This is a genomic window from Micromonospora sp. NPDC048871, from assembly GCF_043198155.1.
Lineage (GTDB): Bacteria > Actinomycetota > Actinomycetes > Mycobacteriales > Micromonosporaceae > Micromonospora.
Genome location: NZ_JBICUM010000018.1, coordinates 30,191 through 42,697 on the forward strand (window position 1 = coordinate 30,191; position 12,507 = coordinate 42,697).

12 protein-coding genes and 1 tRNA gene are annotated in these 12,507 nt (G+C 70.7%); 11 read left to right on the top strand and 2 right to left on the bottom strand.

What is annotated here, in order from left to right; translation table 11 throughout:
- Nucleotides 1-39 precede the first annotated feature (39 nt).
- Nucleotides 40-1,107 carry a DUF2855 family protein gene (locus ACGFIK_RS26030; RefSeq protein WP_393341833.1) on the bottom strand — a complete coding sequence of 356 codons (1,068 nt, stop codon included), beginning with the start codon at nt 1,105-1,107 and terminating at the stop codon, nt 40-42.
- Between the two features lie 165 nt (nt 1,108-1,272).
- Here ACGFIK_RS26030 and ACGFIK_RS26035 point away from each other — a divergent pair, with 165 nt between their 5' ends.
- The 11 genes from ACGFIK_RS26035 (at nt 1,273) to ACGFIK_RS26085 (ending at nt 12,010) form a co-directional block, all read left to right on the top strand.
- Entirely contained in the window at nt 1,273-1,425 is a 153-nt protein-coding gene (locus ACGFIK_RS26035; protein WP_393341836.1) for a GNAT family N-acetyltransferase, read from the top strand.
- A gap of 51 nt (nt 1,426-1,476) precedes the next feature.
- Nucleotides 1,477-1,549, top strand: a tRNA-Ala gene (locus ACGFIK_RS26040).
- A 28-nt stretch (nt 1,550-1,577) separates the two neighbouring features.
- On the top strand, nt 1,578-2,867 hold the full coding sequence (locus ACGFIK_RS26045) for a hypothetical protein (RefSeq protein WP_393341839.1): 1,290 nt from the start codon (nt 1,578-1,580) through the stop codon (nt 2,865-2,867).
- Between the two features lie 186 nt (nt 2,868-3,053).
- A complete protein-coding gene (locus ACGFIK_RS26050; RefSeq protein WP_393341841.1) occupies nt 3,054-3,836 on the top strand; it encodes a GntR family transcriptional regulator in 783 nt (260 codons plus the stop codon).
- Between the two features lie 103 nt (nt 3,837-3,939).
- The gene (locus ACGFIK_RS26055; RefSeq protein WP_327025730.1) at nt 3,940-5,316 is read left to right on the top strand and encodes an extracellular solute-binding protein; all 1,377 of its coding nucleotides are present in this window, start codon (nt 3,940-3,942) and stop codon (nt 5,314-5,316) included.
- 55 nt (nt 5,317-5,371) lie between these two features.
- Nucleotides 5,372-6,340: a carbohydrate ABC transporter permease gene (locus ACGFIK_RS26060; RefSeq protein ID WP_393341844.1), complete on the top strand. Its 969-nt coding sequence runs from the start codon at nt 5,372-5,374 to the stop codon at nt 6,338-6,340.
- A complete protein-coding gene (locus ACGFIK_RS26065; protein WP_393341847.1) occupies nt 6,340-7,164 on the top strand; it encodes a carbohydrate ABC transporter permease in 825 nt (274 codons plus the stop codon). The genes ACGFIK_RS26060 and ACGFIK_RS26065 overlap by 1 nt, the downstream gene beginning before the upstream one ends.
- Nucleotides 7,161-8,645: an FGGY-family carbohydrate kinase gene (locus ACGFIK_RS26070; protein ID WP_393341850.1), complete on the top strand. Its 1,485-nt coding sequence runs from the start codon at nt 7,161-7,163 to the stop codon at nt 8,643-8,645. Before ACGFIK_RS26065 ends, ACGFIK_RS26070 begins: the two co-directional genes overlap by 4 nt.
- A gap of 26 nt (nt 8,646-8,671) precedes the next feature.
- Entirely contained in the window at nt 8,672-9,721 is a 1,050-nt protein-coding gene (locus ACGFIK_RS26075) for a zinc-binding dehydrogenase (RefSeq protein WP_327025734.1), read from the top strand.
- 126 nt (nt 9,722-9,847) lie between these two features.
- Nucleotides 9,848-10,558 carry a deoxyribose-phosphate aldolase gene (gene deoC, locus ACGFIK_RS26080; protein WP_327025735.1) on the top strand — a complete coding sequence of 237 codons (711 nt, stop codon included), beginning with the start codon at nt 9,848-9,850 and terminating at the stop codon, nt 10,556-10,558.
- 180 nt (nt 10,559-10,738) lie between these two features.
- Entirely contained in the window at nt 10,739-12,010 is a 1,272-nt protein-coding gene (locus tag ACGFIK_RS26085; RefSeq protein WP_393341852.1) for an MFS transporter, read from the top strand.
- Between the two features lie 29 nt (nt 12,011-12,039).
- Here the strand turns inward: ACGFIK_RS26085 and ACGFIK_RS26090 are convergent, their stop codons facing one another.
- Nucleotides 12,040-12,462 carry a MerR family transcriptional regulator gene (locus tag ACGFIK_RS26090; protein WP_393341855.1) on the bottom strand — a complete coding sequence of 141 codons (423 nt, stop codon included), beginning with the start codon at nt 12,460-12,462 and terminating at the stop codon, nt 12,040-12,042.
- Nucleotides 12,463-12,507: the final 45 nt, after the last annotated feature.

Genomic DNA, 12,507 nt, shown 5'->3' on the forward strand with positions numbered 1-12,507 from the left:
GCGGCTGGCTGGACGAGGTCCGGGCCGCCGGACAGCTGGTCAGAGTTGGACGACGTGACCCACCCGTGGCGGCGTGCGGCCTGCGAGGACGTCCAGCCAGGCGTGCCGCAGCGCCTCGGGACCGTTGCCGACCTGCACGTCGAGCCGATCGTTGAGCACCGGGACGAAGCGCTGCCAGGCATCGGTGAACCGTGCGTCCAGGCCGTCGCGGCCCCAGTCCTGGCTGCGCTTGCGCATCTGCACCGGGGCGAAGAAGACCTCCCCGGCGGCGTCGGCGTTGGGGGTCTGCTGGGTGAGCCCGACGGCGATGTCCCGGATCAGCCGGTCGCCGAGGTGGTCGCGCAGGGCGGCCCGGGTGGCGGGTGAGCCGGACAGGTCCAGGTAGACGGTGGCCACCGGGTCGAGGGTGTCGATGTCGTCGTAGCTGAGCACGGTGTCGTAGCAGCCGAGTGACCGGGTGAAGGCGACATTGCCCGGCGAGGTCAGGCCGATCAGGCGCGGTCCGCGGCCGTGCAGTTCGAAGGCGGCAGCGTACGCCGTCTTGCTCGACGCCGAGGACAGCACCAGCGACTGGGCGCCGTAGTGGTCGTTGTCGATGATCTGGTCGGCGAGCATGAAGGAGGTGAAGAACAGCGGCCGGAACAGGATCAGCAGGTCTTCCTGCTCGGCCCGGTAGGCGGGGTCCCCGGTGGTCGACCGGTACGCGTTGTACGGCGAGGGCAGGTCGACCCGGTGGCCGCTGGCGTCCCGGAACCCGGTGGCGTCCGCCCGCTGCGGGCGTACCACCAGATGGCCGGCGGGCGGGAGGTAGCCGTAGACCCGTTGGCCCGGCTCGACCCCGGCCACGGTGGAGGCGGTCACCTCGGCGAAGCCCCACAACGGCGGCAGCCCCCACCGACGGTCCAGCCCTCGGGCCTCGGGTGGGAAGAACTCCCAGTAGCGCATCGCCTCGCCGAGCACCGCGTAGGTCACGTTGTTGGCGGTCAGCCCTACCCGGTCCACCCGCAGCAGCGCCTCCCCGTCGGCCAGCGCGGGCACGGAGTTGTCGACGAGAGTGGTGTCAGCGAGGTCGGCACGGGCCACGGCGAAGGTCCACGAGTCAGCCATGAGGTGACGCTAGGCAGACACCGGCCGTGAGACAAGTGCACTGGGAGTGCAAAATCCCACTCGATGGGGATCAGCTTCCGGCGTGCCGCAGGAGTGCTGCGTGGTCATCGTGGGCGCGGCGTCTTCGATGGACATGGCGGCCAGGGGGCGAGGCAACAATTATGAGTGGGGGCGGCACTGGCCCGCGCGGCCCTCGACGAGGCCCGCACCGCGAACCTGCGGGTCCTGGCCACCTGCCCGTTCATCGCGGGCTGGATCGCCCGACACCCGGAGTACCAGGACCTGCTGTACCAGTCCCGCAGCAGGGTCAGCGACTGAACACATCTCGGGTGCGTACGCGGCGGTGAACTCCGTAGAGTGTCGCGGCATCAGCGTGTAGCTCAGTTAGCAGAGCACCGGGCTCGCATCCCGGAGGGCGCGGGGGCGGGGCCCGCCACGCTGGCGTGAGCGACAACGACATCCGCGTCGGCGTGAGCTTTTCCCTGGGCCAGTTGGCGCGTGCCCTGACCGCCGCCGGGACGCATGAGGATCCGGCCGCCCGGCAGCGGGCGGAGCAGCGGGTACGCCGCTGGCAGCAGGTCGTGGACGGGATGGCCGCAGGAACGCTGGACATCGGTTCGCGTACCCCGATGTGGGGCCTGCCGGTGTGGGTGACGCCGGAGGTGCTCCACGGCGGCTTCGCGACCGGAACGCCGGCCGCCGGCGGCGCGCTGCGCCCGGACGAGGCCGACCGGGCGCGGCGGTGGGGCCTGCCGGCCGCGCGCCGGGTCCTGTTCTGGTCCTGGCTGACCGATGCGGGCCTGGCGGAACTGGGCGAGCTGCTCGACAGCGGTCGCTACCGGGTGGAGTACGCGGAGGAGGCGGCGCTGCCGGTGGTGGCGTGGTTGCTGCGCGCTGGAGCAGCGGCAGCCGAACGCGCAGATCGAGACGATGCGCGAGGCGCTGACGGTGTGGAACCCGTTCGCCGACGAGTTGTTGACGTTGTGGTGCGAGACCGTCGTCGACGGCCGGGTCGGCGCGGTGACGCCGGAGGGTTGGCTGCCGCGAGCCGCCCAGCTGCTGGTCCGCTACCGGCACCTCGCCGCAGCGTATCCGCGCTGCCGCAAGCATCGCCACCGCGGTTGGCGGCGGCGACCGCGGCCTCGGCGTACCCCGATCCGGCCCTGCGCATCCTGATGGACGCCACCTACCGTGCCTTCCGCAGTCGCCGCTCCGTGTTGCTGCTGAACCTGGAGCACCAGGTAAGCGTGGCCGAGCTGCCCTGGGTCAGGGCGGTCGCGTCGGCCCGGATCGACTCCAGCGACACCCGCGAACAGGCCGGTCGCACCCTGGCCCGGCTGGCGTCGGCGGCGGTGACCGGCTTCCCTGCCACGGTGCTGCCCAACCCGCTCGTCAAGGAGCTGTCGACGCTGTCGAAGCAGTGCCTGGACGAGGTGCTGCGGCTGACGGCACGCATCCACCACAACCCCCGCCCGCTGAGCACCGTCAAGAACACCGCGTACGCCTGGCGGCACATGCTGTTCTTCCTGTCGCTGTCCACGGGCGAGGAGCAGGCGGCCTTCCTGGCCCACTCCGCGCAGCGACTGGCCGCCCAGCCCGACCACGTGCGGACCCGGCTGGCGCCGGCCGTGACCGGGCTCGGGCACATCGTCGGCGGCGGGACCTTCGATCCGAACGGCCGGGCCGGTACGGGCCGACGACTGCTCGGCTGGGCCACAAGAGAGCACTGGATCCTCGGCCCGTCACCCCGGGGGGCATGACTCACCGTCACCGCGTGATCGTGGTACGTGGCCGTTGCCCCTGTTCGGTCGCAATTTGCCTGCGCCCGCCGACCGCCGCGCCAAGTTTCACCAGGTCAGCCCCTTGACCATCACCAGACCGCTCGCCTATGTTCAGTGATGTCTACAGACCAACGCGGACATCAGTGAACAAGCGATGGGAGCGACGTGGCCACGGCTCAGGAACTCACCCCCGCGGCGATCAGGGCTCTCACCCGAGAGGTCTCGCCGGCTGAAGCCGAGGCCCTGCACGAGCAGATCTCGCAGCTGATGCGGCAGCGCATCGAGTCGGGTGAGTGGCCGGAGCACCTGAAGTTGCCGGCGGAGCCGGACCTGGCGGGCGCGCTGAACGTCTCGCGGGGCACCGTCCGGCGGGCGATCCGGACCCTGATCGAGGCCGGCCTGCTCAAGCAGACCCGTGGCAAGGGCACCTTCGTACGCGGGCAGATGCTGGAGCAGGAGTTCGCCCAGGAGTTGATCTCCACGGCGCAGAGCCTGGACCGGGAGGGCGTGGAGTACCAGACCCAGGTGCTGTCCGCCCGGGTCATCCAGGCACCGAGCCACATCGCCGCCCACCTCGGTCTGCCCGCTGACGACCTCAGCGTGCTGGCCATCCGGCGTACCCGATCGGTCGCCGGTGAGGTGGTCTACCTGCTGGACAACTACCTGCCGACCGTCCTGTGCCCGGATCTGTCCCCGCAGGTCCTGCAGGACCGGTCGTTGTTCGGAGTGCTCGAACACGACTACGGCGTGACCGTCGACTCCGTGCGGCGTACCTTCTCCGCCATTCTCCCCGGCGACGAGGTCAGTGACGCGATGTCGCTGCGCCCGGGCGTCCCCGTCCTCTACCTCGAACAGATCTCCTACCAGTCCAACGGAGACGCCGTCGAGTACTCCGATGTCTGGGTACGCGGAGACCGCGTCCGGATCTCCTCCTGGATCAAACGGTAGGCATCCGCCCACCGCCCCCCATCTCGCACCACACCCCCCACCCCCACGCGCCCCGACGGTGGTCCTCCACCGCCGTCGATGCGTGCTGTCAACAGGAGACATCATGCGAAACGAGGCTTCATTCAGGTTGTCCCGCCGGGGCCTGCTGACCGGCGCCCTGGGCTTCACCGGCGCGCTGGCCCTCGGTGCCTGCGCCTCCCGCGAAGGCGACACAGGCACCCCTGGCGCCACGACAGGCGCCCAGACACTCGGCGCCTCCGGCATGGAATGGGACCGCTTCAAGGGCGAGACCCTCAACCTCCTGCTCTGCGAACACTGGTGGACCTCCGCGGTCAGCAAGCGGTTCTCCGAGTTCGAGGCCCTGACCGGGATGAAGATCAAGGCCAACACCCTGTCCGAGGACAGCTACTACCAGCAGGCCCTGGTGGCCCTCTCCTCCGGCGCCACCACGTACGACGCGCTGATGGTGGGCAACCTGCAGGCCGGGCAGTACATGAACGCCGGGTGGCTGGAGCCGCTGGACACCTACTTCGGCGGCGGTGGTCTGGTCAACGCCGACTGGTTCGACACCAACGACTTCTTCGCACCGGCCCGCAAGGCCAGCAGCCTCAACGGGGAGCTGATGGCCCTTCCGCTGTCCGCCGAGGCCGGGGTGGTCATCTACCGCAAGGACCTCGCGACCCAGGCCGGCATCAACGGGTTCCCCACCCAGGAGAGCCTGGTCGACGCGAGCGCCAAACTCTCCGCCGCCATGGAGCGCCCCTTCGCCGGCCGAGGCCGCCGTGGTCTGGACATCGTCTGGACCTGGACGAACTTCTTCCTCACCCAGGGCGGAGAGTTCTACAACGGCAACACCCCGACGGTCGACAGCCCCGAGGCGGTCGCGGCCACCGAGCTGTACGTGCAGCAACTGCTCACCAAGTACGGCCCCAAGGGTGCCTCCAACATGAGCTGGCTGGAGGCCACCGGCACGGTCAACGAGGGCCGGGCGGCCCTCTACACCGACGCCAGCGGCCTGCTGTCGGTCGTGCTCGACAAGAACAGCAGCAAGCACACCGACCAGATCGCGGTGTCCCGGTGGCCCGGAAGCGCCGCCGCCAAGGCCGCCCCGAACTACTGGTACTGGATGGCCGGCATCCCCAAGGCCTCCCGCAAGAAGGAGCAGGCCGCCCTCTTCTACGCCTGGGCGATGAGCAAGGAGACCGCCACCTCGGTCAGCTCCGAGTCGGGCAGCCCCTCGGCCCGCGAGTCCGTGTGGTCGAACGAGGACTTCCTCTCCTTCTACCCCGGCGACATGTCGACCGAGATCGTCGCCAACCTCCAGGCCGTGCAGCCGGACCGGGTCCCGTACGCCCGGCCCACCTTCCCCAGCGAGGCCGACGCCCTCTCCCTGGAACTGATCAAGGTGCTGGTGGACGGCAAGGACCCGAAGCGTGCCATGGCCGACGCGGCTGCCGCGATGGCCCGAGCGGGCCGATGAGTCGCCGTCCCGCCGGCCTGACCTGCCGGCGTCGCCCACGCCGAACGAGGTTGTGATGTCCGCAGACCGAACAGCTGTGCTGTCGCGGCAGGCCGCCGGCTCCCCGCCGGCGGCACCGCCGGGCACCCCCGGTGGTACGCCGAGACCGGACGACAGGCGCAGCAGAAGACTGTTCCTCATCGGCATGCTCGCCCCGATGACCGTGCTGCTGCTGGCGTTCACGGTCTACCCCTTCGTGTCGGTGCTGGTCAACTCGCTGCGGCACAACAACCTGACCCGCCCCGACGAGCAGGGCTTAGCCGGGCTGACCAACTTCGCCAACACCATCGAGGAACCGGGCCTGCTCCGGGCGCTGCTGCTCACCGTCGGCATGGTCCTGGTCGCCCTGGTAGCCGAGTTCCTCCTGGGTACCCTCGCGGCCTCGCTGCTGTGGCGACCACTGCGCGGCAGCCGCCTCTACCTGGCGCTGCTGGTGTTGCCGTTCGGCGCCACCCCGGTCGCGGCGTACCTGTCCTGGCGGCTGATGCTCAACCCGGACGGCGGGCAGATCAACGCCACCCTGGCCGCCGTCGGGCTACCCACACCGGGCTGGACCTCGGAACCCATGCTGGCCGTGCTCGCCCTCGTGGTGGTCGACATCTGGCAGTGGGCGCCGTTCATCACCCTGGTCATGCTCGCCGGCCTGAAATCCCTGCCGGACGAGACCTTCGAAGCCGCCGCCCTCGACGGCGCCAGCGCCCTGCAACGGCTGGTCCGCATCGCGCTGCCGATGCTCAAACCGCTGGTGGCCTTCGTCGTCACGATCCGGGCGATCGACGCGGTCCGCACCTTCGACTCCATCTGGATCATCACCGGGGGAGGGCCGGGAGCGGCGACGGAGACCCTTGTCGTACGCATCTACCGGACCGCCTTCAACGACCTGCACATCGGTGAGGCCTCCGCGCTGGGCCTGCTGCTGCTCGTCGTCCTGTTCATCGTCGGGAAACGGTTCGCCGCACCCGCGCTGCAACGGTTGGAGCACTAGTGCACGAGTCTCGAAAAGGCCGGGTGCTGCGGACCGCGGCGATCTGGGCCCTCATCTGCTGGTCGATCCTGCCGTTCGCCTTCATGCTCCGGGTCGGCTTCGCCGCCCCCAGCGACATCCACGGCGGTGCGCCGGACTGGCTGGCCCCGCTGTACGTGTTCAACTTCGCCGACCTGTTCGGCGACGCCGAGTTCATGGGGGCGATCGGGCGGTCGGTGCTCGTCGCGGTGGTGTCCTCCGCGATCGCCATCGCCGCCGCCACCCCGGCCGCCTACGCCTGCGCCCGCATGCAGTTCAAGGGCCGGTCCGACTTCGAGTTCTGGGTGCTGTCCACCCGGATGCTCCCGGCGGTCGTCGTGGTCATCCCGTACTTCGTGCTGTTCCGCGAACTCGGCGGCATCGACACCGTATGGGCGCTGACCGTCATGCACACCGTGGTCAACCTGGCGGTGACCTTCTTCCTGCTGCGCAGCTTCTTCGCGGACCTGCCGGCCGCGGTCTTCGAGGCCGCCGACCTGGACGGCTGCTCCGAGACCAGGAAGTTCCTGAGCGTGGCCTGGCCGATGGTCCGCAACGGGGTGGCCGCCGCGGCCGTACTGAACTTCATCTTCTCCTGGAACGAGTTCGTCTTCGCCCTCACCCTGGCCAGCGGCGAAGCGAAGACCGTCTCGGTGGCGATGCTGGGGTTCATGCAGTTCCAGTCGGTGGCCGTCGGCCCGATGATGGCCGCCGGAACCCTGGCCGTGCTCCCGGTCGCCGTCGTGCTGTTCCTAGCCCAGAAGCAGCTGGTCACCGGCATGAGCTTCGGGGCGGTGAAGGGATGACCGACCTGGTGTGCGTCGTGGACGCCGGCACCACCGGCATCCGCTGCGCCCTGGTCGACGATCAGGGCGAGGTGCACGCGCAGCGCAGCCACGAACTGGTCATCGACCACCCCCACCCGGGCCACGCCGAACAGTCCCTGCCGGCGATGTGGGAGGTGACCGTACGGCTGCTCCGGGACGTCCAGGCCCTCGCCGCACAGGCCGGGCATCGCATCGTCGCGCTCACCCTGGCCACCCAGCGGGCCTCCGTCGCCGGCCTAGACCGGGACCTGCGACCGGTCACCCCGCTGGTGCTCTGGATGGACCAGCGCGGCGCCGGCGAACTGGAGGCCATGGGCCGGTCGGTGGACGCGCAGACCTACAGCCGGATCTCCGGCATGCCGCTGAGCACCATGCCGGCCCTGGCCACCCTGGTCTGGCTGCGCCACCACACCCCGCAGGCGTACGCGGACTGCGCGTACTTCGTCGGGGTCCAGGAGTGGCTGCTGCACCGGCTGGCCGGCGGCCCGCCGCAGGTCGACCGCAGCTGCGCGTCCTGGTTCGGACTGCTCGACCTGAGCGACGGACGCTGGAGCAGCGACCTGCTGGCCGCCTTCGACCTCGACGAGGACCGGCTGCCCGCGCTGCGCGCCTCCACCGACGTCGCCGGTCGACTTCTCGACGAGGTGGCCGACACCACCGGCCTGCCCCGCCGGCTGCCCGTGTACGTCGGCGGCGGCGACCAGCAGTGCTCGGCGGCCGGCGGCGGTGGGGTGCGGGCCGGTGCCGCCACGGTCAACCTGGGCACCTCGGCGACGATGGTCTTCCCGGCCGCCGTCGGCGACGCCCCCGAGGTCGCGGGCTTCGTCCGCGCCGCGCACGTCGTCGAGGACCACGTGTCCGTCGAGGGCACCATCCCCGCCTGCGGATCGGTGCTCCGCTGGCTGCGAACCCTGCTGCGCTACGGCGACGACGAGGCGGCGTACGAACGCATGTCCGCCGACGCCGACGCGGTTCAACCCAGCGCCCGGGGCCTGCTGTTCGCACCGACCATGGCGGGGGTCGGTACCCCGCACTGGACGGCGGCGAGTGGCCGGATGAGCGGCCTGGACTTCGCCCACGGACCGGGCTTCGTCGTCCGGGCCGCCATGGAGGGCATCGCCCTCCAGGTCCGGGACGTGCTGCACCACCTGCCACCGGCCCTGGCCGGGTCGACCTTGACCGCGATCGGCGGCGGTGCCCGATCGGCCGTGTTCTGCCAGATCCTGGCCGACGTCACCGGCCGGGCCGTCGAGGTGCCGGCGGGTGATCCGCAGGCGGCCCCGCTGCGCGGCGCGGCCATGTCGGCCTGGGTGGGACTAGGCCGGTACGACAACCTCCCGCACGCCGCCGGCCCACTGCTAGCCGCTGGTCGACGCCACCGGCCCGACCCCACCACCGCCCCTGTCTACGACGCGCTGTACGGCCGGTACCTCGCCCTGTCGGGCCTGGCAGCGGCGTGACGAGCACAAGCAAGGAGAACACGAGAATGGAAGCCCACCCTGCCGACGAGCAGTCGATGCGGGCGTTGCTGCTGACCGGTGACCGCCAATCGGTCGTCCGCCAGGTGCCGCGCCCGGTGCCGGCCCACGACGAGGTGCTGGTCCGGGTGACCGTGTCCGCGGTGTGCGGCAGCGACCTGCCGCACTACCGCAAGTCGGCGCAGGAACTAGGCCACCGGCTGCACACCGTCCCCGGCCACGAGGCGGTGGGAGTGATCGCCCGGGCCGCCGCCAGCGGCGACGGACCGGCCGAAGGCACCCGGGTCATCGTCTACCAGCACTCGGGCTGCGGCGACTGCACCTTCTGCCGCAGCGGTGAGCCGATGTTCTGCGCCGACCGGCGCACCCTGGGCAACCACCGCAGCGGCGCGGACGCCGAATACCTCACCGCACCGGCCACCGGGGTCCTGCCCGTACCCGATGACGTCAGCGACGCCATGGCGGCCCTGATCGCCTGCAACTTCGGCACCGCGTACTCGGCCTTCCGCAAGTCCGGGGTAGCGGTGGGTGACCGGGTGGCCGTGTTCGGCCTCGGGCCGGTGGGCTGCTGCGTGGTGGCCCTGGCGGCGGCCGCCGGAGCAGAGGTGTTCGCCGTCGACCCGATCGAGGGGCGGCGGGACCTGGCCAAGACCCTCGGGGCCGCCACCCTCATCGACCCGATCGGGCAGGACCCGGTAGCCGTCGTCGCGGCCGTGACCGAGGGGCGCGGACCCGAGGTCGTCTTCGAATGCTCCGCCAACCCGGCCGCCCAGACCCAGGTGATGAAGTTGGCCCGGCCGCACGGCACGGTCGTGTTGCTCGGCGCCAACAACAGCATGGAGATCGACCCCGGGGTCGACGTGATCCGCAAGGAACTGCGGGTCATCGGCAGTTGGGTCTTCACCCAGCCCGAGTTCCCGGCGGTCCTGCGAGCCGCCCGCAGCCTTCCCGCCCTGCAGCACCTGATCACCGATCCCTTCCCCGCCCAGCGGGCCCCCGAAGCGCTGGCCGCGGCGGACGCCGGGCACATCGGCAAGGTGCTGATCGACTGGTCCTGACCCGGTCAGGCGTACCTGCCGCTCCGGTAATCCCTCTTCCACCCTCCCGGTTCGACCCCATCCGTGCGGTTGTCGGCGTACCCGCCCGCCGCAGGGTGCCGCATGTCCGCAGAAGGAGATCCCGCAATGACTTCCGCCCCCGCAAACCTGCCGGCCGACCTGACTCCCGCCACCCTGGCGCCGTACATCCAGCACACCCTGATCGAGGTGGGTACCACCCGGGACCGCATGATCGAGCACGCCGAGGAGGCCCTGAAGTACGGCTTCAACGCGGCGATGGTGCCCGGCTCCTGGGTGCCGGTGGTCGCCGAGGTGCTGCGCGGCAGCGCCGTCCAGGTCGCCTCCGCCCTCGACTTCCCGACCGTCGGGGTCACCACCAGCGCCGGCAAGGCCTTCGAGGCGGAGAGCCTGGTGCGCGCCGGTGCCCAGCAGATCGACATCGGCGTCCAGATCGGCTGGCTGAAGAGCGGCATGTACGACGAGTTCCGTGAGGACATCGCCGGTGTGGTCCGGGCCTCCGGGGTCCCGATCAAGGTGATGCTGGAACTGCCGCTGCTGACCGAGGCGGAGCGGGAGACCGCGATCGAACTGTCCATCGAGGCCGGTGCCGCGTACCTGAAGAACGCCAGCAGCGGCGCGATCGAGGTCGCCAACCCGACCAGCATCGGCTACCTGGTGGAACGTGCCGCCGGCCGGACCAGGGTCAAGGCGTCCGGCAGCATCAAGTCCTACCCGCAGGCCGTCGGGCTCCTGCGTGCCGGCGCCGAACTGCTCGGCACCAGCGCCGGAATCGCGATCGTGACCGACTCGGCCAACGAGGAGACGATCAGCTACTGACCGGATGACCACACCCAGGGCGTCGGTAGCCGGGCATCGTCGGATCCGCCGACGCCAACGGCGACCGACGTCCTGGGAATCTCCGTGGGATTCACACTCCCGGCGTTAGGCATAGGATCTGGCGTCGGGGCTGTGGTGATCGAGCCGAGGCACGGCCCCGATGACAGGGGAGGGAGGGATGTGTCTCGAACGCCTCGTCTCGGTCTGCTCCGCGAGCCCGACTTCCGCCGCTTCTTCGGTGCGACCGTGGCCGGGCAACTCTCCGACCGGTTCGTGTATCTGGCACTGCCGCTGGTGGCGATCGTCTGGCTCGACGCGGACGAGTTCGAGGTCGGGGTCCTGACCGCGATGACGACGGCAGGATCGCTGCTGATCGGGCTGCCGGCCGGGGCCTGGATCGACCGCTGGCGCAAGCGCCCGGTCATGGTCAACACGGATCTGGTGCGAGCGGCGCTGTTGCTGCTCGTACCGCTGGCCTGGTGGACGGACACCCTGACCATCTGGCTGCTGTTCGCGGTCGCGCTTGCCCACGGCCTGCTGACCGTGCTGTTCGAAGTCGGCTACACCAGCTACCTGCCGGCGCTGGTCGGCCGTGAGCATCTCGTCGAGGGCAACGCGAAGATCGCCGCAGCCCGTTCCGCCGTGAGCATCAGCGGCCCCGGTCTGGGCGGGCCGCTGGTCGCCGGGCTGGGCGCGCCGCTGACACTGGTCGCGAGTTCCGCCGGAATGCTGCTGTCCGCGCTGGGACTGCTGCGCATCCGTACGCCGGAGCCCCGGCCACCGGCTGCCGCCGACCGGCATCTGGTGCGTGAGGTCGCGGAAGGGCTGCGGTTCGTGCTCGGTCATCCGCTGCTGCGACCGACGCTGTTCACCGACGGCATCTTCAGCCTCTTCCTCGTCACCTACCAGACGATGCTGCTGGTGTTCCTGTCCCGGCATTTGGGTCTGGGGTCCTTCGGCATCGGGCTGGTGCTGTCCGTGATGGCCTGCGGCGGGTTCGCCGGGGCACTGCTGGCCCGCCGGGTGGTCGCCCGGATCGGCCCCGGCCCGGCCGTCTGGCTGGCTCCGCTGTGTACGGCGCCGGCCGCCGCCCTGTTGCCGGCGGCTCGGCCCGGCTGGCCGCTCTGGCTAGCCGTGGCCGGGCTGGCCCTGCTCTCCCTGGGTGGGGTGGTCCGACTGATCGCGCAGGTGGGTTTGCAGCAACACGTCACGCCGGACCGGCTGCTCGGCCGAATGAGCGCCACCGTCCGCTTCGTCCAGTGGGGCAGCATGCCGATCGCGGGTCTGCTCGGTGGCCTGCTAGGTGGTCTGCTCGGCGCGCCGGCAGTGCTCTGGATCGGGGCGGCCGGGATGACCGCCGCCTTCCTGCCCGCACTGCTGTCGCCGCTGCGGGCGACGCGCGAGTTGCCGGTGACGGAGGAAGGGCGCACTCCGGTTCCGGAGCGTGGCTGACGCTGCTGGGTACGTGGGGCGTACCCGGGTCAGCCGCTGACCGGCACGGCCTCGGCTGCGGCGTTGTACGGGGTCCAGGGGGGTTCGCGCAGGGCGGGGCAGTGTTCCGGGGTCGGATGGTTGGCGATGTGGATCATGTGGTCTAGGGCGTCGCGGGCGGCGGTCAGGGCGGCGATGGCGGCCGTGATGCGTTGGCGTTCGGTGGCCATCAGCTCGAAGACCTCGGGAGAACCCTGCCCGGTGTCGACGTAGGGCATCAGTTGCAGGATGGTCCGGCTGGGTAGGCCGGCGGTGAAGAACTGCTGGATCAGCCGGACCCGTTCCACCGCCGAGTCGGGGTAGACGCGCTGGCCACTGAGGGTGCGTTCCGAGGTCAGCAGGCCCTGCTCCTCGTAGTACCGCAGGGCTCGGGTGCTGACCCCCGCCTGTCGCGCCAGGTCGCCGATGCGCATCTGGGTCTCCTCTCGACTTGCCCTTGACGTCAACGTCAGCTCCTA